Source organism: Pseudomonas sp. LBUM1663 (assembly GCF_059695905.1).
In genome coordinates this window covers 2402589-2424376 of the sequence record NZ_CP166792.1, presented here as the reverse complement: position 1 = coordinate 2424376, position 21788 = coordinate 2402589, and the positions used below count along the sequence as shown (strand labels likewise).

The following is a 21788-nucleotide window of genomic DNA, read 5'->3' as shown; positions in this document are numbered from 1 at the left end:
CAATGCCTTCAGGTCATAGCACCGCCGACTTGGCGGCGCGCAGCAATCGATCGGACAACTCTCCTGGCCCCAGCGCCCGTGCCAGAGCCAGACCACCGACCATCAAGGCCATGTCGGCCAGGGCTTTGTCGGTGTCTTCCGGGCTGGCCGCCAACTGCGCGACCATCATTTCCACATGCTCATTGAGCGCCACGCGAAACGCGTCCGGCAGGCGCCCCAACTCACCGACAGACGCCGGGATCGGGCACGCTGAATCCGAGGAATCACGGTGTTTGCGTGACAGGTAAAACGCAGCCACCAACGCGCGACGTTCTTCGCCGGTCAATTCGGCGTCCATGTCGGCGATCAAGCCACGGCGGTGACCGAGCAGTTGCTTGAACGCTTCAAGCATCATGGCGTCCTTGCTTTCGAAGTGCGCATAGAAGCCGCCAACCGTCAGGCCGGCTGCGCCCATCACTTCGCCCACGCTCGGTTCGGCCGGGCCGCGCTGAATCAGCGCTGCGCTGGCGGCCTTGAGAATGCGTTCGCGGGTTTGAGCTTTTTTATCGTTCATCGTTGCCTCCGAATATTACGACTAGAATATTATTCTCATAATAATTTTCCGCAAGTCGTGGATGTGACCGCTGGTCTGAAGAACAGTTTGAAAGAAATGGGGGGATTTGGCCAAACGCCAGACAAACAAAAGGGCCATTCAATAATTGAATGACCCTTATAAAATCCCGCAGAGCGGGTAATCGTGGCGTCCCCTAGGGGACTCGAACCCCTGTTACCGCCGTGAAAGGGCGGTGTCCTAGGCCACTAGACGAAGGGGACGCAAAACCTTCTATACAACTGATCAGTGCTGAGAGCTGATCGATTCAAGGCCGGTGTGGCCAGACCTTGAACTGTAAAATTGGTGGAGCTAAGCGGGATCGAACCGCTGACCTCCTGCATGCCATGCAGGCGCTCTCCCAGCTGAGCTATAGCCCCGGATTTTTCGCCTCGCGGCGGAGCGACATCTTGCAACATCGCTTCTGTAAAACTGGCGTCCCCTAGGGGACTCGAACCCCTGTTACCGCCGTGAAAGGGCGGTGTCCTAGGCCACTAGACGAAGGGGACGCAAACCCTTCTATACAACAGATCAACGCTGAGTGTTGATCGCTTCAAGGCCGGTGTGGCCAGGCCTTGAAGTGTAAATTGGTGGAGCTAGACGGGATCGAACCGTCGACCTCTTGCATGCCATGCAAGCGCTCTCCCAGCTGAGCTATAGCCCCTCATCGCTGAGGACGGGGCGAATCTTAATGGCGCTTCGGAAAGCTGTCAAACTTATTTTTAAAATATTTCAAAGTTTTTTGCCGACATAACAATCACTTACCGCCCTCCCCCCGGAAAAACGGGGGTGGCACCGAAGATCACGATCAAATGATCGCAACCTCCGGCGGTGCCTATAGGGTCAAACGTCCTCAGGCGATGTTGCCCAGGAGTTTTTCCCACTCCTTGTTTTCCTTCTTCGACACGCCGCCCAGCAAGTCAATCGCCTGGCGCAGACGGAAACGCGTCAGGTCCGGGCCGAGGATTTCCATCGCATCGAGCACCGACACGGAACTGGCTTGGCCAGTGATCGCGGCGAACATCAGCGGCATGGCGTCACGCAGCTTCAGTTCCAGGGATTCGACCACCGCCTGAATCGTCGCAGTGATGCTGTCTTTCTCCCACTGACGCAGGCTTTCCAGCTTCCACAGGATCAGCTGCATCAACTGACGCACCTGATCGCCCGAGAGCTTCTTCGATTCGAACAGCTTGGCATCCGGGTTCACGCCACCGGCAAAGAAGAAACCGGCCAGCGGTGCAACCTGGCTGAAGGTCTCGACGCGACCCTGCACATGCGGCGCAATCTTCATCATGTATTCAGGGTTGAGGGCCCAGGTTTGCAGGCGCGAAGCGAACTCTTCCACCGGCAAATCACGCAGCCATTGGCCGTTGAGCCACGACAGTTTCTCGATGTCGAAAATCGGCCCGCCGAGGGACACGCGACTCAGGTCGAAGTTGTCGACCATTTCCTGCAGCGAGAACTTCTCGCGCTCGTCCGGCATCGACCAGCCCATGCGGCCGAGGTAGTTGAGCATCGCTTCCGGCATGAAGCCCATGCGCTCGTAGAACGTCACCGAGGTCGGGTTCTTGCGCTTGGACAGCTTGCTCTTGTCCGGGTTACGCAGCAGCGGCATGTAGCACAGCTCCGGTTGTTCCCAACCGAAGTATTCATAAAGCAGGATCAGCTTCGGCGCCGATGGCAGCCACTCTTCACCGCGCAGAACGTGGGTGATGCCCATCAAGTGGTCGTCGACCACGTTGGCCAGGAAGTACGTCGGCAGGCCGTCGGTCTTCATCAACACTTGCATGTCCATGCGATCCCACGGGATCTCGACGTCGCCACGCAGCATGTCCGGCACCACGCAAACGCCTTCGCTCGGCACTTTCATGCGGATCACATGAGGCTCGCCAGCGGCCAGGCGGCGGGCGACTTCTTCTTTCGAAAGCAACAGCGCACGGCCGTCGTAACGCGGGGTTTCGCCACGCGCCATTTGCTCGGCGCGCATCTGGTCCAGCTCTTCGGCGGTGCAGAAGCACGGGAAGGCGTGGCCCATCTCGACCAGCTGTTGGCAGTACTTCTGATAGATGTCGCCGCGTTCGCTTTGACGATACGGACCGTGCGGGCCGCCAACGTCCGGACCTTCGCTCCAGTTGATACCCAACCAGCGCAAGGCGTCGAAAATCTGCTGTTCGGACTCCCGGGTCGAGCGCAACTGGTCGGTGTCTTCGATCCGCAGGATGAACTCGCCGCCATGCTGCTTGGCAAAGCAGTAGTTGAACAAAGCGATGTAAGCGGTACCTACGTGGGGGTCCCCGGTAGGCGATGGCGCGATGCGCGTGCGGACGGTGGTCATGGCAAGTCTCGAAATGAAGATAAAACAAAGGGCGAATGGTAACAGGCGATACCCGCCCGGCTCCAGTGAGCAGGGCATTTAAGCCAAGGTTGCGTCTACAACGGGCCTGAGCCGCGATGAATGATCGATTATCAGCCGATGGCATTTACCCACTATCGACTGTATGCCAGATTCACCTGCTGATAACTTTCCTTACAATTTCTCGACTACAGTCTGCCCCATGCCTGCCCAACTCAAGCGACGCCTGTTTATTTTCCTGCTGATCGTCCTGCTGATTGCCGGGGGCTTCTTCGCCCAATGGTTCTTCAAGGGGCGGTTTTATGAAAGCACCGACAACGCCTATGTCCAGGGCGAGATCACCCGTGTCTCGAGCCAATTGGGCGCGCGCATCGAACAGGTGCTGGTGCAGGACAATCAGCACGTCGAGAAAGGCCAGTTGCTGATCAAGCTCGAAGGCGATGACTTCCACCTCGCCGTCGACCGCGCCAATGCCACCCTCGCTACCCGACAAGCCGAACGTTTGCAGGCGCAAAGCAAACTGACCCAGCAAGCCAGCCTGATCGCCGCCAGCGAGGCGCAAGTCGCCTCCAGCCAGGCCAGCCTTGGGCGTTCGCAGATCGACTTGTCCCGCGCGCAAACCCTGCGTAAACCCGGCTACGTCTCGGAGGAACGGGTGACCACCCTCTCCGCCGACAACCACATTGCCCGCTCGCAAGTGACCAAGGCCCAGGCCGACGCACAAAGTCAGCGCCAGCAAGTCAACTCCCTGAGCGCCGAGATCAAGCGCCTCGACGCGATGATCGCCAATGCCAAAACCGACCTCGCCCAGGCCGAACTGAACCTGACCCGCAGCGAAATCCACGCGCCGATCAGCGGCCTGATCGGCCAACGCGCGGCTCGCCAAGGCCAATACGTGCAGGCCGGCGCTTATCTGCTGTCGATCGTCCCGGACCAGGACATCTGGATTCAGGCCAACTTCAAGGAAACCCAGATCGGCCACATGCAGCCCGGCCAGAACGCCACGCTGACCTTCGACGCCTACAGCGACACACCGATCGATGCTCGGGTCGACAGCCTGTTCGCTGCCTCGGGCGCGCAGTTCAGCCTGTTGCCGCCGGACAATGCCACGGGCAACTTCACCAAAGTCGTACAACGGATTCCAGTCAAACTGACGTTCGCCGCGGACAACCCCCTGCACGGCAAAATTCGCCCGGGGATGTCGGTCACCGCCAAAGTGAACATCAAAGACGCCCCTGACGATGGCCGGTGATCAACTGATCCGCCCGGTCGGCGAACCGACCCGGCGGGACTGGATTGCGGTGATGAGTGTGATGCTCGGCGCCTTCATGGCCGTGCTGGATATCCAGATCACCAACTCGTCGCTCAAGGACATTCAGGGCGCATTGTCGGCGACCCTGGAAGAAGGCTCGTGGATTTCCACCTCCTACCTGGTCGCGGAAATCATCATGATCCCGCTGACCGCGTGGCTGGTGCAGCTGCTGTCGGCGCGACGCCTGGCGGTCTGGGTCTCGCTTGGATTTCTCGCCGCCTCCCTGCTCTGCTCCATGGCCTGGAGCCTGGAGAGCATGATCATCTTTCGCGCGCTGCAGGGCTTCACCGGCGGCGCACTGATTCCGTTGGCGTTCACCCTCACGCTGATCAAACTCCCGGAACACCACCGCGCCAAAGGCATGGCCATGTTTGCCATGACCGCGACGTTCGCGCCCTCCATCGGCCCGACGCTGGGCGGCTGGCTGACGGAAAACTGGGGCTGGGAATACATCTTCTACATCAACATACCGCCCGGCCTGATCATGATCGCCGGCCTGATGTACGGCCTGGAGAAGAAAGAAGCGCACTGGGAACTGCTCAAAAGTACCGACTACATGGGCATCCTCACGCTCGGCGTCGGCCTCGGTTGTTTGCAGGTGTTTCTGGAAGAAGGTCACCGCAAGGACTGGCTCGAGTCGAACCTGATCGTGACCCTGGGCAGCATCGCGCTGGTCAGCCTGATCACCTTTGTGATCGTGCAGTTTTCCAAGCCCAATCCGCTGATCAACCTCAGCATCCTGGGTAATCGCAACTTCGGTTTATCCAGTATTTCCAGCCTCGGGATGGGCGTCGGTTTGTACGGCTCGATCTTCCTGTTGCCGCTGTATCTGGCGCAGATCCAGAACTACAACGCCCTGCAGATCGGTGAAGTGATCATGTGGATGGGCGTGCCGCAGTTGTTTCTGATTCCGCTGGTGCCGAAGCTGATGAAATACGTGTCGCCGAAATGGCTGTGCACGCTGGGCTTCGGACTGTTCGGGTTGGCGAGTTTTTCGTCGGGAGTGTTGAATCCGGACTTTGCCGGGCCGCAGTTCAATCAGATCCAGATCATCCGGGCACTGGGCCAGCCGCTGATCATGGTGACCATCTCACTGATCGCCACCGCGTACATCCTGCCGCAGGACGCGGGGTCGGCGTCGAGCCTGTTCAACATCCTGCGCAACCTCGGCGGCGCGATCGGCATCGCCCTCCTCGCGACCTTGCTGGATGCGCGGACCAAGACCTACTTTGATTATTTGCGTGAATCCATCGTGCCGAGCAATCCGCAGGTGGCGGAGCGAATGGCGTTGATGACGGACCGGTTTGGCAGTGAGACGGCGGCGCTGGGCAAGCTGAGCGAGATTGCGCATCAGCAGGCGTCGATCATGGCGTACAACGATGCGTTTCACTTTGTCGGGATTGCGCTGGGGATCAGCATGATTGCGGTGTTGTTGACCAAGGCATTGCCGGCTGGGCTCAAGGCTGGCGAGGCGCATTGATTTCGACATACACGAACCTGTGGCGAGGGGGCTTGCCCCCGCTCGGCTGCGAAGCAGTCGTAAAAAACGCTAGCGATATAAACCTGACACATCACGGCGTCAGGTTTTAGGGCCGCTGCGCAGCCCAACGGGGGCAAGCCCCCTCGCCACAGGTACAGCGTTTCGCCATCAAACCGTAATCAACCGATCCCGCAACTTGCCAATCTCATCGCGCATCTGCGCCGCCGCTTCAAACTCCAGATCCCGCGCCAGTGCGTACATCTTCTCTTCCAGGGCTTTAATGCGCTTGGCGATCTCGCCCGGCGAGCGCAGTTCGGCTTCGTACTTGGCGCTTTCCTCGGCGGCCTTGGCCATGCCTTTGCGCTTCTTGCTGCGCGAACCCGGCACGGTGGCGCCTTCCATGATGTCGGCCACGTCCTTGAACACACCCTTCGGCGTGATGCCATTGGCCAGGTTGAAGGCGATCTGCTTGTCGCGACGACGCTCGGTCTCGCCGATCGCCCGCTCCATGGAGCCGGTGATGCGATCCGCATACAGAATCGCCCGGCCATTGAGGTTACGTGCCGCCCGGCCAATGGTCTGGATCAGCGAACGCTCGGAACGCAGGAAACCTTCCTTGTCCGCATCGAGAATCGCCACCAGCGACACTTCCGGCATGTCCAGACCTTCGCGCAGCAGGTTGATCCCCACCAGCACATCGAAGGTGCCCAGGCGCAGATCGCGGATGATTTCTACCCGCTCCACGGTGTCGATGTCCGAGTGCAAGTAACGCACCCGCACGCCGTGGTCGGCCAGATAATCGGTCAAGTCTTCGGACATGCGCTTGGTCAGTGTGGTGACCAGCACCCGCTCTTCCAGCGCCACACGCTTACCAATTTCCGAGAGCAAATCGTCGACCTGGGTCAGTGCCGGGCGGATTTCGATCTGCGGGTCCACCAGGCCGGTTGGACGGACCAGTTGCTCGACCACGCGACCGGCATGTTCCGCCTCGTAATTGCCCGGCGTGGCCGAGACAAAGATCGTCTGCGGACTGATGTTTTCGAACTCGTCGAAGCGCATCGGCCGGTTATCCAGCGCTGACGGCAAGCGGAAGCCGTATTCCACCAGCGTCTCTTTACGGGAACGGTCGCCCTTATACATGGCACCGACCTGCGGCACGCTGACGTGGGATTCGTCGATCACCAGCAAGGCGTCGGCCGGCAGGTAGTCGAACAAGGTCGGCGGCGCCTGGCCGGATTCACGGCCCGACAGGTAGCGCGAGTAGTTTTCGATGCCGTTGCAGTAACCCAGTTCGAGGATCATCTCCAGGTCGAAACGGGTGCGCTGCTCCAGGCGCTGGGCTTCCACCAGTTTGTTGTTGGTTCGCAGGTAATCCAGGCGCTCCTGCAATTCGACCTTGATCCCTTCGACGGCGCCCAGCAGGGTTTCTCGCGGGGTCACGTAGTGGCTTTTCGGATAGAAGGTGAACCGCGGCAGCTTGCGGATCACTTCGCCGGTCAGCGGATCGAAGGCCGACAGGCTCTCGACTTCGTCATCGAACAGCTCGATGCGGATCGCTTCGAAGTCGGATTCCGCCGGATGGATATCGATCACATCGCCGCGCACCCGGAAGGTCGCCCGGGCAAAATCCATGTCGTTGCGGGTGTATTGCAAGTCCGCCAGGCGGCGCAGCAACGCGCGCTGATCGAGCTTGTCGCCGCGATCCACGTGCAGAACCATCTTCAAATAGGTTTCCGGACTGCCCAAACCGTAGATGCACGACACCGTGGTAACGATGATCGCGTCCTTGCGCTCCAGCAGCGCCTTGGTCGCGGACAGCCGCATCTGCTCGATGTGGTCGTTGATCGAGGCGTCTTTCTCGATGAACGTATCCGATGACGGCACATAGGCTTCGGGCTGGTAGTAGTCGTAGTACGAAACGAAGTACTCGACGGCGTTGTTCGGGAAGAACGCCTTGAACTCACCATACAACTGCGCGGCCAGGGTCTTGTTCGGTGCCAGCACCAGGGTCGGACGCTGCACCTGGGCGATCACGTTGGCGATGCTGAAGGTCTTGCCCGAGCCGGTCACACCGAGCAACGTCTGGTGCGCCAGCCCGGCTTCGATGCCCTCGACCATCAGGCGGATGGCTTCCGGCTGATCGCCGGCGGGCTCGAAGCGGGTGACTAGCTGGAATTCAGACATGTATACCTCTGGTATCGCGCCAGCGCGGTCAAACCGGCAGCAACGAGATAGGCCGCAAACGACTCACGTCGCCCGAGGAAAAAAACAGGATTGTGCTCAATGTGGTGTCGATTGCCTGCGCTTTCAAGGCAAACGTCCTACATCCCTTGAAGTCTTTGATGCCGGCATTCGACTAACGGTCGAAAAATAATCGAAAAAACTTAACCTAAAAGCCGAATCGTCTGTCGCCTTCAATCGCAGATGGCCTCTATACTAGCTCCCCGTTTGTGCACCGCTCTAGTGCATTCGGCTGGAGCGCGACACGTCCCTCCACACTCCATTCAGAGCCGCCGCAAAAATGAGCCTGTTCTCCGCTGTCGAAATGGCACCACGCGATCCAATCCTGGGCCTCAACGAAGCATTCAACGCCGATCCACGTACCACCAAGGTCAACCTGGGGGTCGGTGTTTACTGCAACGAGGAGGGGCGAATTCCACTCCTGCGCGCCGTTGTCGAAGCCGAGACGATTCGCGTCGCTCAACACGCGTCCCGTGGCTACTTGCCAATCGACGGCATTGCCGCTTACGACCAGGCTGTGCAGAAACTGCTGTTCGGCAATGACTCGCCACTGATCGCCGCTGGCCGCGTCCTCACCACCCAGGCCGTTGGCGGCACAGGCGCCCTGAAAATCGGCGCCGACTTTCTCAAGCAACTGCTGCCGAACGCCGTCGTGGCGATCAGCGACCCGAGCTGGGAAAACCACCGCGCTCTGTTCGAAACCGCCGGTTTCCCGGTGCAGAACTACCGCTACTACGATGCCGCGACCCATGACGTTAACCGTGCCGGCCTGCTTGAAGACCTGAACGCCCTGCCGTCCGGCTCCATCGTTGTACTGCACGCCTGCTGCCACAACCCGACCGGCGTCGACCTGAGCCCGGCAGACTGGAACAACGTCCTGGACGTGGTCAAAGCCAAAGGTCACGTGCCGTTCCTCGACATGGCCTACCAGGGTTTTGGCGATGGCATCGACGAAGACGCTGCTGCCGTGCGCCTGTTTGCTGAATCGGGCCTGACCTTCTTCGTCTCCAGCTCGTTCTCCAAATCCTTCTCGCTCTACGGTGAGCGCGTAGGCGCCCTGTCGATCGTCAGCGAATCGAAAGAAGAAAGCGCGCGCGTGCTGTCGCAAGTCAAACGCGTGATCCGCACCAATTACTCCAACCCGCCCACCCACGGTGCAAGCATCGTCGCTGCTGTGCTGAACAGCCCGGAACTGCGCGCCCAGTGGGAAGAAGAACTGGCGGAAATGCGCCTGCGGATTCGTGGCATGCGCACCCAGATGGTCGACCTGCTGGCGAAAAACGCGCCCCAGCGTGATTTCAGCTTCGTCGGTCGTCAGCGCGGCATGTTCTCCTACTCCGGCCTGACGGTTGAGCAAGTTACCCGTCTGCGCAGCGAGTTCGGCATCTACGCCCTGGACACCGGCCGCATCTGTGTGGCGGCGTTGAACCAGAGCAACATTGATGCAGTGACCAAGGCCATCGTTGCGGTAATCTGAGCCGTTGCGTGATACGAAAAACGGGAAGCCTTGGGGCTTCCCGTTTTTTATTCGTCGCAGATAAGTGTCAAAGCGCTATCGGCGCCCTCTAAACTCCACACAACGATGCACCTGTAGGATCGCCGCACCGCTCGCTCCTACAGGTTTTGTGTACACCCTGAATTCTGAAGAGAGCCCACATGAAAAACGATGACCTACGCGCCGACCGTGACGAGCTGGACCATTTCGTCCCTCGCACCCCGGCCAAACGCGGTAACAACCTGGTGCTGCAAGTGGCCGCTGGCGTATTTCTCGGTGGCCTGGCCTTGTGGCTGGTGCAACTGGCCGCCACGATGCTGTACGCCAAGCTGATGCTCGCCACGGTCACCTTCGGCGGTTAAGCCAGTTCGGTGGCACGCTGACTGGCGGCATCGTCATAGGCGACGTAGAGCGATTCGGCGACCTGACTCTTGATCGCTTTGGCGCTTTCCAGACCGAGGACGAAGCCTTCAGCCTTGCCGCCCGCACGGTTCAAATCATCAGCGGTGCTGGCCTGAGTGATTGCGTCAAACAGCTTCTCGGCGTGCGGGCCGACACCTTTGGGCAAGCTGATCTGAGCGATGCTCATGCGAACACCCCGTTGTTTGGAGAGGTGAGGACTGGGTGATTCATGGCACGTACCTTTTCGGCGAATGGCCGGCAGCGCGTGTAACCACTTCCGGGCGGCCATGGTAGACCTCTGAGGCGATTCTGGTAACCGCCCGGGGTCGATAAACCACCGTCCGTCTCCATGAATCCATCAAGTTGCTAACAGATGCTTGACTTCTCTTTTTGAATCAGTAACATACACGCCATTCCGCGATAGCTCAGTTGGTAGAGCAAGTGACTGTTAATCACTGGGTCCCTGGTTCGAGTCCAGGTCGTGGAGCCAGACAGTAATATCGAAAAGCCCCTGAATCGAAAGGTTCAGGGGCTTTTTTGTGGGTGTTGGAAAAGCAAAAGGCCGATCTGTCTACTCAACAGATCGGCCTTTTTTAGCAGGTGATGCCGTTAAACATGCTCACTGCTTTTGGTGTGAGCCGCTCGATGCTCGCTCGACTCATGCGCCGCTTCCACCACCGGAATCTCGTTCCCGTCGCAGTCACGCAGCTTGCCTTCGCTGAAGTAATCCCCTTCACGCAAGGCCGCCAGATCCTGGTAACGCAGAACCCGCTCGGTACCGGCCGCAAACACCGATTGTTGATCCGAGTTACCGGCGGTGAGGTGGTTGAAGGCCAGGTTGAGCACGATGGCCATGATCGCCGAGGAGCTGATGCCCGAGTGGAAGATGGTCGCAAACCAGCTGGGGAAGTGGTCGTAGAAGTTCGGTGCAGCGATCGGGATCATGCCGAAACCGATGGAGGTAGCGACGATGATCAGGTTGACGTTGTTGCGGTAATCAACCTTGGACAGCGTGCGGATGCCGCTGGCTGCCACGGTGCCAAACAGCACGATGCCGGCGCCACCCAATACGGAGGTAGGTACCGCGGCGATGACCCGGCCCATGAACGGCAGCAAACCGAGTATCACCAGGAACAAGCCGCCGGTGGCGACCACGAAACGACTCTTGATGCCGGTCACGGCCACCAGCCCGACGTTCTGGGCGAAGGCGCTTTGGGTGAAGGAGCCGAAGATCGGCGCGATCATGCTCGACAGCATGTCGGCGCGCAGGCCGTTGCCCAAGCGTTTGGAGTCGACCTTGGTGTCGATGATTTCACCGACGGCGAGGATGTCCGCCGAGGTTTCCACCAGGGTCACCATGACCACGATGCACATCGACAGGATCGCGGCAAAGTGGAACGTCGGCATGCCGAAGTGGAACGGCGTCGGGAAGCCGAACATCGGGCCTTGCGTGACTGACGAGAAGTCCGCCATGCCGAGGAACACCGCGATGATCGTGCCGATGACCATCGCCAACAGGATCGACAACCGGGAGATGGTCGCGCTGCCGATCTTGCTCAGCAGCAGCACCAGCACCAGTGTCACCGCGGCCAGACCGATGTTGGCCATGCTGCCGAAGTCCGGGGCGTGGCTGTTGCCGCCCATGGCCCAGCGCGCGGCCACTGGCATCAGCGTCAGGCCAATGGTGGTGATCACGATGCCAGTTACCAACGGCGGGAAGAACTTGGTGATTCGCGAGAACACCGGCGTGATCAGCAAACCGATCAACGATGCGGCAATCACCGCCCCGAGAATCGACTGAAATCCGCCCTCCCCGCCGCTGCTGACAATCGCCACCATCGTCGCAACGCCGGAGAAAGACACGCCCTGCACCAGCGGCAACTGACACCCGAAGAACGGTAAACCGAGGGTCTGCAGTAATGTCGCCAAGCCCCCCGCAAACAATGAAGCAGCAATCAACAAACCGATGTCCGCCGGCGAGAGTCCGGCCGCCTGGCCGATGATCAAAGGCACCGCGACGATGCCGCCGTACATGGTCAGAACATGTTGCAGGCCGTAAGCCATATTCGCGCCGACCCCGAGGTTTTCGTCCTCAGGCCGTTGGTGTGAAACATGGGGCGTTTTCATGGTTGGGGGGTTCCCTGGTTTTTGTTATGCGCACACTGTATGCAAGACTTAGGACAAATGTCTATAGAGTTGTATACAACTAATCAGTCAGATAATGGACATATGTCCATGTCGCCCCTTAGCTGCGCGCCTTTCCCCTCCCCTTCATCTGCCTGCTCCCCTGCCCGCTAGTCTTTTGCATTCCAAGCGACCGCCGGCACGGACGCCTCTCGCTTATACATATAAAGTATGCATAATGAAGTCATTCGAAATTCAGTATCACAAGGCAAAAAACGCGGCCAACAAATTAAAGCATCGCGGCATCAGCCTCGCTGAAACAGAACCGGTGTTTTATGACGAACGAGCACTGACGATTCAGGACAACCATCACGATGAACAGCGCTGGATCATCATGGGAATGGATGCCAAGTCTCGCTTGCTGGTCGTTGCGTATACCTACCGCGATCCGAATTTCGTTCGAATCATTTCCGCGCGCCTCGCCAGCAAAAACGAGCGTCGCCGCTATATGGAGAATTGACCGATGAAAGATGAATACGATTTCAGCAATGCCAAGCGTGGAGCGGTTGCCTCCAGCAAAGGCAAAACCCGAATAACCATCATGCTCGATGATGTCGTCATCGAAGCGGCACGTGCCACGGCTGAGCGCGAGGGCTATGGCTACCAGACGGTGATCAACAACACCCTGCGCCAGGCGTTGCTCAACAACAGGGAAAAACCTGCCGAGTCTGATCAGTACACGGCGGTAGCGAATGCCGGACATTTCAAACAAGGAGTAACAGCTTCTGAACTGAAGAGCCTGGAGAAAAAACTGTCAGAGGTGTTGAGCGAAATCCATCGTGTGATGGAGCCTTGAATGTGTTCCGGTTCAATCCCCATGCCGGCTCCCTGAGTGCATGAAATGCTGATATCAGCTCAAAGGAAAAAGGCAGACATATTGACTCTGCCCTTTCGCTGCGACGGCTATGCCGTCTGAATCAACTGCTTAAGCACCTGCCTCAACCCCGCATGCTCCGGCACCCGAATCCCGAACTCACGCGTCAGCAACACAATCAACTCCTCCACCTCCGTCACCTGCTGCCGTTCGCTCTCGGCGCCCACCCGATGAATCGCAAAACTGCCGTTGTTCAACGTGCGCCTCCAGCCATCCCCGGTGCGCGCGACCATCAGTTGCTTGGCAAACGATGACTCGGGGTAGGTCGAGACGTACCAGTTGCCGACGGCGTAATCGATGTCTTCCTGGCGTTGCAAGTCGAAGATATACATCGGCCGCCACTCACCGCTGACGTTGGCACGCAGGGTGTAGCCGTCTGCATGGCGCTCGATGCGATACGGCTCGTGAGGAGTGTGCTGTGCGACATCGGTGTCGAGCATCAGCGGAGCGGTGGGCACCATGCCGCCGAAGCCGACGTCGGTGATGTAGCGCACGCCGTCCAGCGTGACCAGGCTGAAGCGGTGCGTGCGGGCAGTCCAGGCGCCTTCGGGCTGGCCCATGACCACTCTGCCGGTAATGCCGCATGCGTCAAAACCCAATTCCTGCAGCAAGGCTAGAAACGCGTAGTTGAGCTCGTAGCAATAACCGCCGCGCCCTTCTTGCAGAATTTTCTGCTCGATGGATGGCAGGTCGATACGTACCGGCTCGCCGGCCAGCGTGGTGAGGTTTTCAAACGGGAAGGCCCCGGTGTGGCGCAGCTGAAGTTGGCGCAAGGTGTCCAGGGTCGGCGCCGGGGGCGCGTCGAACCCCAGGCGTTGCAGGTATAACGCACGGTTAGTCAGGCGTGGCTCGCTCATTGCTCGGTCCTTCTGCAGGGGGCCGCGGATCTCTCCGCCGATGGGCGCCATGTATAAGGGATAAAGCGGTTCGACTGACAATTGATTTAGCCAATCGCCCACCCGCTGAACATCAACGCCGTTTGCGCGAACTCAAGCGAATCCACGTCGGCGCGTGATCGCTGGCGTGCGGTTCGTTGCGCACCCAGGCGTCGACCCCGGCCTCGTGCAGATAGGGGCTCAGCGCCGGGTTGAGTAGCAGGTGATCGATGCGCAACCCCGAGTTCTTCTGCCAGTGCTGCCGGAAATAATCCCAGAAGGTGTAGAGCCGATCCTCGGGGTACAGACGACGCAGGGAATCGGTCCAGCCCTGATCCAGCAAGCGCTGGTAACACTCGCGACTCTCCGGTTGCAGCAAGGCGTCTTTGAGCCACGAGCGCGGGTTGTAGATGTCCAGGTCGGTGGGCACCACGTTGTATTCGCCGGCCAGCACCACCGGATGCTCGCTGCTTTGCAGGTCCTTGGCATAGGCGATCAGCCGTTCGAACCACGCCAGTTTGTAGTCGAACTTCGGCCCGGGTTGCGGATTACCATTGGGCAAATACAGGCAGCCCACCAGAACCCCGTGCACCGCAGCTTCCAGGTAGCGACTGTGCGTGTCGGCGTCATCTCCCGGCAGGCCGCGCCGGCTCTCCAAAGGTTGCGCATCACGGGCCAGAATCGCCACCCCGTTCCACGACGACTGGCCTTGCCAGATGGAGCCATAGCCAATGGCCTCAAGCTCGGTGGCCGGGAATGCGCTATCGACCGACTTGAGCTCCTGCAAACAGGCAATGTCCGGTTTTTCTCGCTCAAGCCAGGCCAGCAGATTCGGCAGCCGGGCACGCATGCCGTTGACATTGAAAGTGGCGATTTTCAGGTTTTTCATAGGCCGGGGCTCGCAACGGATGAACGATATCCAGTTGTGACCGGAGGGCGCCATGGCAGTTGCGACGACAACCGACACAGGCGACTAAAGGTTCCCCCCTTACAACGGATGCTCATCACGCGATGCCTTGAGCAATGGCAGCAGCGCCTGGTTTTCCATCGGCCGGCTGAGGTAGAAACCCTGCACTTCATGGCACTGGTCCGAGATCAGGAAGTCCAGTTGCTCCAGGGTCTCGACGCCCTCTGCGGTCACTGTCAGACCCATGGCCTTGCCCAGGTTGATGATCGCCTGCACCACCGCACGGTCGTTACCGGCGCCGCTCATGGACGAGATAAAGCGCTTGTCGATCTTGATCCCGTCGAACGGATACGTGCGCAGGTAACCCAGCGACGAATAACCGGTGCCGAAGTCGTCCATGTTCAGACGCACACCCAATTCCTTCAGCGCGTTCATGGTCGCGAGCGCACCGTCGACATCGTTGAGCATCACGTTTTCGGTGATCTCCAGCTCCAGTCGACTGGCCGGCAAACGGCTCTGGATCAACGCCTCCCTGACATCCTCCACTACGTCACTGCGAACAAACTGCACGGGCGACAGGTTGACCGACACCATCAGCTCACCCGGCCAGGTCAGCGCCGTCTCGCACGCTTCACGTAAAACCCAACGCCCCAAGGGCACGATCAGATCCGTTTGCTCGGCCAGCGGAATAAACGAGTCGGGGCTCAGCAACCCCTGCACCGGATGCTGCCAGCGCAGCAACGCTTCAACCGAGACGATCTGCTTGCCATCGACGTGATAGCGCGGCTGATAGTGCATCACGAACTCGTTGTTTTTGATCGCCTGGCGCAGGTCGTTTTCGAGTTTGCGGCGATGCTGGATCTGATCGTTCATGTGCGGCGCAAAGTAGCACCAGGTTTTCTTACCGTCGGATTTGGCCTGATACAGCGCGATGTCGGCACATCGAATCAACTCCTCCGGCATGTGCCCCTGGCGCCTGCTCAAGGCGATGCCGATGCTCGCACCGATGTGCAGCGTGTGATGGTCATAGTGGATCGGCTGGTGCAAGCTTTCGAGGATACGTTCGCAGATCCGGTCGATTTCCGTGTGGATGTCCATGCCATTGAGCACCAGCACAAACTCGTCGCCGCCCAGTCGTGCGACCAGGTCAATGTCGCGCGTGCATTCACGCAAGCGGGTGGCCACCTCCAGCAACACCGCATCGCCGGCCGGGTGACCAAGAGAGTCATTGATCGGCTTGAAGTTGTCCAAGTCGATCATCAACAACGTCAGCGGCGCCGAATGCTCCTTCAGCACCAAAGCGTCTTCGAGGTAACGCGCGAGTTTGTTGCGATTGGGCAGGCCGGTCAGCGCATCGTGCAACGACAGATGCTGGATCTGCGCATGGGCAGCGACTTCATCGGTGATGTCGCTGGCCGTGCCGCGGTAACCCAGCACTGCGCCTTTGCTGTGGATCGGTCGCGCCGACACCCGACTGACACGTTGCTGCCCCGACTGATCGCGATAGGAACAGCGCAGATGACTGACGCTGTGCTCTTCGTTGAGTTTGTTCAGCCACAGTGACAACGGCGTGGTATCGCAATACAGCAACTGCTCGATGTCCTGCCCCAGCCATTGCTGATCGGAAAAACCGGTGACGGCGCCGAAACGCCCCGACAGGTACGTGATCCGATGCTGGTCATCGATTTCCCAGATCCAGTCGGAAGCGGCCTCGGCCACTGCCCGAAAACGCTCTTCACTGGCCTCCAGCGCCTGGTTCGACAAATCGAGGTTGATGTAACTGGCATCCACGTGCCCGGACGTGCGCAACACATAACGAAAGAAGTAAGTCGTCAACAACCCGAGAATCAACAGTGCGCCGCCCAGTGGCGGTAGCAGTGACCAAAGCAACTGATGGCCTGGCTGCTCGAGCCGCGACACCAGGCTATAACCGGTGCCCGTGAGTGCCACCGCGGGCTGACCGGGAGCAAGGGTGTTGTCAGGTGCGAGGCTCAAGTCATGCAAACCATAGTCGGCACTCAAGGCGCTGAGCTTTTCAGGACTCAATTGATCGACGAACACCAGCACCGACGTGCTTTGGGGATCGACCGCCGGCCTTTCGTCATTGGGCACGATCGCCGCCGCCGTCAACAGCGCGGGCTTTCCCTCGAAGAGCGTGAACCGGCTGATGGGGACAAGCAGGCTTTCCTGGCCCTGCACTTCCTTGATCAGTGCCGCCATCGCTATCGACAGCCGGGCCGCCGCGTCGTCCTGGACCTGAAGGCCGCGTACCACGGCGTATTTGGTTCGCTGATGGTCGACCACAAAAACGCCGTCGTAATGATCCATGGTGAACAGGGTTTTACCCATGTTCTGCTCAACGTAAGCCCACTGTGCATCGACTTCGCCATTCAAATGATCGTAGGCGGTGGTCCAGGTTGCATAACTGGCGACGTAGTTTTTCGAGGCTGAGATGCGGTTTTCCAGCGCACGCTGGGTGTAGAACGTGGTCTTGGCCAGGTCCTGGGCATCGAGCCGGCCGGCAATGTTGAACAAGGCAACCAGGGCAATCAGCACCCCCAATACAAATACCAGCCCGACGGACCAGACCAGGTTCCGTGTGATCGGCGTATGGCGCGCGGGGGCGGCGGCGGTCGTGGCGGTGAATTCCATGCATGGGATCCTGTCAATCGATTGCCTGCGTCCATTGACCATAGCAGCCAGGGTCCAACATCGCGCCACGACTATTGCCAATCGACAGCCGCTACCCTGTAATGGCGCGCATCACCCGCGGACCTTATCCCGAGAACCTCTCGCTCATGGACACCCTGGACGGTCAACGAATCACCCTGCGCGCCCTGCAACCCGGCGATGCCGATGCGCTGGTCAACGCCGCACGGGATGGCGAATTATGGAACCTGACGGTCACCGTCGTGCCCTCCCCGACCACCGTCGACAGCTACTTGAAGAAAGCCCTCGACGGGCGCGAGGCGGGAACGGTCCTGCCCTTCGTTATCGTGCTCAAGGACACGGGCGAGGTCATTGGTTCGACACGCTTCTGGAAAATCGACCGCCTCAACCGCAAGCTCGAGATCGGCAGCAGCTGGATCTCTGCGCGCTGGCAGAAAACGTTCGTCAACACCGAGGCAAAATACCTGATGTTGCGTTACGCCTTCGATGTGCTGGACTGCGTGCGGGTGCAATTCACTACTGATGAAAACAACCAGAAATCGCGCAATGCGATCTTGCGACTCGGCGCGCAACAGGAAGGCATCGTGCGCCACGAACGGATCATGCCGGATGGCCGAAAACGCAACTCGGTACGGTTCAGCATCATTGATGAGGAATGGCCGTTGGTGCGGGAGCATCTTGAGAAGAAACTGGCTGAATACAGCCCTCGTTAACACTTTTAGTCACTGTGGGAGTGAGCCTGCTCCGAACCCGAAAAGCAACGCACCATCGACCATTCGTCATCCCGTCAACACCCACCACTCGGCACGTCACACCATCAGCGGTAACGACTCATCTTTGGAGACGTGGACTGATGAACATCAAAATCACCACTCTGTTGTTGACCGGTTTGCTGGCAGCAACAGGCGCCACTTACGCAGCCTCCGGCGATAACACCGACGCGACGGAGACCGGATCCTGGTATCGCGGCTGCTCAATCATGGCACCCGATAACTATCCGGACCAACCCTCTGATCGATATACCCCTGACCGCGGCAACGGCGGATACGGATCGTCTAGAGAGGGCAATGGTGGAAATGCCGGTGCCAGCGGCTCGGGTGCAGGCGGCGGCACGGGAGCTGCTGGTGGTGGGACCGGCGGTGCGGGAGGCGGGACGGGCAGCTGGACACGTAGACGCAGCCAATGAGGTGAAATCGTCGGCAGCTTTCTATTGAGTCACTTACCGTAACTGCCCTGAACGCCGATGGTATCGGCGCTCATCGACCCGCCGTGACCACAGGAGCATGGATCGCGACCGGCTCGGCTTTTTTACCGATCTGCGACAACGGCATCACCGTGTAGCCCGCCTGAATCCTGTTCACCGCCGCGTAGTCCACGGCCCCGCTGACCTCGGTCCTGCCAATGATCCAGACGAAGGACGTAGGCGCCGGCAATTGACTCAAGCCCGCCGGCACCGTTCCGGTCCATCCCGGTGGTGTCACCAGAAACTCACCGGCCTGTGTGCCCGTCGCATACCCACCCGGCGAGGCGAACACATCGCTCCACATGTCGAGCATCGACAGCACGTATAAACGTCCGGCGGTGTCCGGCGCGGTAATCACCAGCGGCTCCTTGGTCAAATCGAGCCAGGCAATGGAATACAACGTGTCGACGTTCGACTGCACCACGTCTTTGAAATCTTCGGAGGGGTACTGCGGCACAGTCACAAAGGCGTTGGCTTCTTGCGGCGTGACTTTCGATTGAGCCTGGCTGGCCTGCGGCAAAACAATGGAAACTGCGAGGGTTAGAGCAACGGCTGTCAATGCTTGAGGTATCAACATTCTGGCGATCGTCCGTGCTGTGGGGAGCCCTGTCGGGTTCGGCAGGGCTACCGGAACTCTAGACGATCAAAACAGACGGATCTGACAGGTAGACAGACGGACAAGCGACTGTTGCACGGATGAAACAACGGCACAAAACGTCTCAACGATCTGAGCGCATCAACGCCTCCACGCCGCCCTCCAGCGACAACACGGCTGCACGGTTTCGACCGGAATGCTTGGCCTGATACAACGCCGCATCCGCTCGCTCGATGAACACTTCGATGCTGTCGCGCCCGGTCGGCACAAACGCGTAACAGCCAAGGCTGACCGTCACGAAACCGGTGGGTGAACCGCTGTGAGTGATGTTCTTGTCCATGACGCTGCGGCGGATCTGTTCGGCAATCACCAACGCACCGTGAAGGTCGGTGTCAGGCAGCAGCACCGCAAACTCTTCACCGCCATAACGCACCGCCAGATCGGCTTTGCGGTGACAGCAACTCTTGATTGCCCGTGCCACTTCCGCCAGACAGTGGTCTCCTGCCACGTGGCCGTAAGCATCGTTGTAGCGTTTGAAGTAATCGATATCGAGCATGATCAGGCTTAGCGAACTCGACTGCCGGGCACCGCGCCCAAACTCGATGTCCAGCGCCTGCTCGAAGAGTCGGCGATTGGCCAAGCTCGTCAGGCTGTCGTGAGTCGCGATCAGCTTTAGTGCTTCCTTGGCCTTGCGCAAATCGGCCTCGACCTGCACGCCAACGCGCACCTGGCGAACGAACACCCAACCGAACAGGCCCACACCCAACACCACCAGGGCAACGATGACGCAGGACTGAAACGCGGTGCCGTACCAATCCTTGAGAATCGAATCCCTGGACGATGCCGCCGAGACCACTACCGGATAGGCATCGAGCTGACGATAGCCATACAAACGCACAACGCCATCGACCACCGAACTGATCATCGCGTTGCCGGCGGGCGCGTTGGGCAAAAGTTTCTGAAAGATTTCGCCCTTGGCCAGGGATGTGCCGATCTGCGATTCCACAAACGGCCTTCGCGCCAGCAGCGTGCCGTCGGTCAGCGCCAAAAACATCGAGCCATTGTCATCGATGCTGAAGCTTTTGAAGAACTGATCGAAATAGGCCATTTTGATTCCGGCCAACACCACGCCCTGGAAGTTGCCGTTCTTGTCGTTCACCCGTTTGGACACCGGAATGACCCACTCGCCATTCTCCCGACTGCGAAGTGCTGGCCCGATGTGCGCGAGGGTCGATGCGTTCTGCTGGTGGAACGTGAAGTACTCTCTATCCGACACGCCCGGACCGCGGGTCAAATCATCGAACGAAGTCACGACCCACTGCCCTAGCTTGTCGAACAGAAAAATCCCGTGCAATTGGTCGAGCGCCTGCACCCGCCGGGCGAAGATTTTCTGCAAACGTGGCTTTTGTGCCGCGCCGTAGCCATCGATCTGAATCCAGTCCACCAGACTGGTCAACACCAGGTCGGCCTTCATGAAGGTGTCTTCGGCCTGCTGTGCCATGGCGCGAGCCAGGTTCGAAGACGCGACTTGCGCCACATCCAGCGCGTGGCGCCGCGATTGCTCCAGTTGCAGATAAAGCAGACCACAGAGACAGAGGCACACCGCCGCGATAAACAGCACCGCTGCCTTGAGCAGAGATAACCGTTTCAAAGCGCCACCCGGAGTTTGTTGCGGGTCTTGACTGAGGATAGGCAAAAGCTCTTCCTTTAAGGGCAAGGCATGGGCAAAGGCCCAAAGCCCTTAATTTTTGTGAGCTTAGTCTACGCGGGGGTGAGGGGCAATTGTCCTTTGGCCAGCCGCCGCATTGCACTGTGCAAATGCGCCCGCGCACTTTCGGCATCGCCCAGGCGCATTTGCTCGTAGGCCTGCTGGGCAATGTCGTGGGGCACCGGTTTGAGTTCGCGCTGGGTCGCCATGGCCATCAGTTGCACTTGCGCGGCACGCTCCAGGTAGTACAAATCATCCCAGGCCTCGGCGATGGTCGGCCCGGCGATAATCACCCCGTGGTTCTTGAGGAACAGGATGTCGGCATTGCCCATGACACTGGCGATCCGGTCGCCTTCGGATTCATCGAGGGCCAGGCCGTTGTAATCCTCGTCCACCGCCGTGCGGCCGTAAAATTTCAGCGCCGTCTGGCCCAGCCACAGCAGCGGCGGACCTTGCAGCAAGCACAACGCCGTGGCGTGAGGCATGTGAGTGTGGAACGCCACTTTCACCCTCGGCAGCTGTTTGTGCAGTCGGGCATGGATGTAAAACGCGGTCGCCTCAGGCTGCCCTTCCCCGTCCACAACATTGCCGTGGAAGTCGCACACCAGCAGATTCTGCGCCGTCACCTCGGCGAATGCGTACCCGTAGGGGTTCACAAAAAACAGATCATCCCGGCCCGGCACCATCGCCGAAAAATGGTTACAAATGCCCTCCTCCAGGTCATGCAGCGCGGCCAGTTGAAAACACGCGGCCAACTCGGTGCGGGCGGTGATGACGGCTTGTGAATCCAGGTTGAGATCGGCATAACGCGCGGAACGCGAACCGCCTGCAAGGGTGTGTGCCATGACGAGGTCTCCGTG

18 protein-coding genes and 5 tRNA genes are annotated in these 21788 nt (G+C 59.3%); 8 read left to right on the top strand and 15 right to left on the bottom strand.

What is annotated here, in order from left to right; translation table 11 throughout:
- Window positions 1-13: 13 nt before the first annotated feature.
- The 6 genes from ACA075_RS10965 to gltX form a co-directional block, all read right to left on the bottom strand.
- The gene (locus ACA075_RS10965; RefSeq protein ID WP_008151286.1) at window positions 14-553 is read right to left on the bottom strand and encodes a TetR/AcrR family transcriptional regulator; all 540 of its coding nucleotides are present in this window, start codon (window positions 551-553) and stop codon (window positions 14-16) included.
- 184 nt (window positions 554-737) lie between these two features.
- A tRNA-Glu gene (locus tag ACA075_RS10960) sits at window positions 738-813 on the bottom strand.
- An 80-nt stretch (window positions 814-893) separates the two neighbouring features.
- Window positions 894-969: transfer RNA gene (locus ACA075_RS10955), tRNA-Ala, on the bottom strand.
- A gap of 53 nt (window positions 970-1022) precedes the next feature.
- Window positions 1023-1098: transfer RNA gene (locus ACA075_RS10950), tRNA-Glu, on the bottom strand.
- Between the two features lie 79 nt (window positions 1099-1177).
- Window positions 1178-1253 (bottom strand) — tRNA-Ala (locus tag ACA075_RS10945).
- 189 nt (window positions 1254-1442) lie between these two features.
- Window positions 1443-2924, bottom strand: coding sequence for a glutamate--tRNA ligase (gltX, locus tag ACA075_RS10940; RefSeq protein ID WP_403138774.1), 1482 nt, complete (start codon window positions 2922-2924; stop codon window positions 1443-1445).
- A gap of 220 nt (window positions 2925-3144) precedes the next feature.
- On the opposite strand from gltX, the gene ACA075_RS10935 reads away from it, so the two are divergent.
- Window positions 3145-4194 (top strand): HlyD family secretion protein, encoded by a 1050-nt coding sequence (locus tag ACA075_RS10935; protein ID WP_497298462.1) that lies wholly within the window; start codon window positions 3145-3147, stop codon window positions 4192-4194.
- On the top strand, window positions 4184-5734 hold the full coding sequence (locus ACA075_RS10930) for an MDR family MFS transporter (RefSeq protein WP_497298461.1): 1551 nt from the start codon (window positions 4184-4186) through the stop codon (window positions 5732-5734). Before ACA075_RS10935 ends, ACA075_RS10930 begins: the two co-directional genes overlap by 11 nt.
- Before the next feature lie 168 nt (window positions 5735-5902).
- Here ACA075_RS10930 and uvrB read toward each other — a convergent pair whose 3' ends face one another.
- Window positions 5903-7918, bottom strand: coding sequence for an excinuclease ABC subunit UvrB (gene uvrB, locus ACA075_RS10925; protein WP_497298460.1), 2016 nt, complete (start codon window positions 7916-7918; stop codon window positions 5903-5905).
- Window positions 7919-8255: 337 nt separating this feature from the next.
- Between uvrB and ACA075_RS10920 the strand changes: the two genes are divergently transcribed.
- On the top strand, window positions 8256-9452 hold the full coding sequence (locus tag ACA075_RS10920; protein WP_497298459.1) for an amino acid aminotransferase: 1197 nt from the start codon (window positions 8256-8258) through the stop codon (window positions 9450-9452).
- 179 nt (window positions 9453-9631) lie between these two features.
- Entirely contained in the window at window positions 9632-9832 is a 201-nt protein-coding gene (locus tag ACA075_RS10915) for a hypothetical protein (protein ID WP_010456060.1), read from the top strand.
- On the opposite strand, the gene ACA075_RS10910 is transcribed toward ACA075_RS10915, so the two are convergent.
- Window positions 9829-10059, bottom strand: coding sequence for a hypothetical protein (locus ACA075_RS10910; RefSeq protein ID WP_010456061.1), 231 nt, complete (start codon window positions 10057-10059; stop codon window positions 9829-9831). The two genes, ACA075_RS10915 and ACA075_RS10910, sit on opposite strands and share 4 nt — an antisense overlap.
- 227 nt (window positions 10060-10286) lie before the next feature.
- Between ACA075_RS10910 and ACA075_RS10905 the strand changes: the two genes are divergently transcribed.
- A tRNA-Asn gene (locus ACA075_RS10905) sits at window positions 10287-10362 on the top strand.
- Between the two features lie 119 nt (window positions 10363-10481).
- On the opposite strand, the gene ACA075_RS10900 is transcribed toward ACA075_RS10905, so the two are convergent.
- On the bottom strand, window positions 10482-11999 hold the full coding sequence (locus ACA075_RS10900; RefSeq protein WP_497298458.1) for a nucleobase:cation symporter-2 family protein: 1518 nt from the start codon (window positions 11997-11999) through the stop codon (window positions 10482-10484).
- Window positions 12000-12234: 235 nt separating this feature from the next.
- On the opposite strand from ACA075_RS10900, the gene ACA075_RS10895 reads away from it, so the two are divergent.
- Together ACA075_RS10895 and ACA075_RS10890 are read left to right on the top strand one after the other, a co-directional pair.
- Window positions 12235-12516 carry a BrnT family toxin gene (locus ACA075_RS10895; RefSeq protein ID WP_497298457.1) on the top strand — a complete coding sequence of 94 codons (282 nt, stop codon included), beginning with the start codon at window positions 12235-12237 and terminating at the stop codon, window positions 12514-12516.
- A gap of 3 nt (window positions 12517-12519) precedes the next feature.
- Window positions 12520-12852, top strand: a complete 333-nt coding sequence (locus ACA075_RS10890) for a BrnA antitoxin family protein (RefSeq protein ID WP_497298456.1) — start codon at window positions 12520-12522, stop codon at window positions 12850-12852.
- Window positions 12853-12959: 107 nt separating this feature from the next.
- Here ACA075_RS10890 and ACA075_RS10885 read toward each other — a convergent pair whose 3' ends face one another.
- The 3 genes from ACA075_RS10885 to ACA075_RS10875 form a co-directional block, all read right to left on the bottom strand.
- The gene (locus ACA075_RS10885; RefSeq protein ID WP_497298455.1) at window positions 12960-13787 is read right to left on the bottom strand and encodes an arylamine N-acetyltransferase family protein; all 828 of its coding nucleotides are present in this window, start codon (window positions 13785-13787) and stop codon (window positions 12960-12962) included.
- Window positions 13788-13899: 112 nt separating this feature from the next.
- The gene (gene xth / locus ACA075_RS10880; RefSeq protein WP_497298454.1) at window positions 13900-14694 is read right to left on the bottom strand and encodes an exodeoxyribonuclease III; all 795 of its coding nucleotides are present in this window, start codon (window positions 14692-14694) and stop codon (window positions 13900-13902) included.
- Between the two features lie 99 nt (window positions 14695-14793).
- Window positions 14794-17364: a bifunctional diguanylate cyclase/phosphodiesterase gene (locus tag ACA075_RS10875; RefSeq protein WP_497298453.1), complete on the bottom strand. Its 2571-nt coding sequence runs from the start codon at window positions 17362-17364 to the stop codon at window positions 14794-14796.
- Between the two features lie 146 nt (window positions 17365-17510).
- Between ACA075_RS10875 and ACA075_RS10870 the strand changes: the two genes are divergently transcribed.
- A complete protein-coding gene (locus ACA075_RS10870; protein ID WP_497299231.1) occupies window positions 17511-18095 on the top strand; it encodes a GNAT family N-acetyltransferase in 585 nt (194 codons plus the stop codon).
- Window positions 18096-18638: 543 nt separating this feature from the next.
- On the opposite strand, the gene ACA075_RS10865 is transcribed toward ACA075_RS10870, so the two are convergent.
- The 3 genes from ACA075_RS10865 to ACA075_RS10855 form a co-directional block, all read right to left on the bottom strand.
- A complete protein-coding gene (locus ACA075_RS10865) occupies window positions 18639-19202 on the bottom strand; it encodes a DUF1254 domain-containing protein (RefSeq protein WP_497298452.1) in 564 nt (187 codons plus the stop codon).
- Window positions 19203-19344: 142 nt separating this feature from the next.
- Window positions 19345-20916 carry a sensor domain-containing diguanylate cyclase gene (locus tag ACA075_RS10860; RefSeq protein ID WP_497298451.1) on the bottom strand — a complete coding sequence of 524 codons (1572 nt, stop codon included), beginning with the start codon at window positions 20914-20916 and terminating at the stop codon, window positions 19345-19347.
- Between the two features lie 65 nt (window positions 20917-20981).
- Complete coding sequence (locus ACA075_RS10855; RefSeq protein WP_497298450.1) at window positions 20982-21773, bottom strand: aldolase; 792 nt, start codon at window positions 21771-21773, stop codon at window positions 20982-20984.
- Between the last annotated feature and the right edge of the window lie 15 nt (window positions 21774-21788).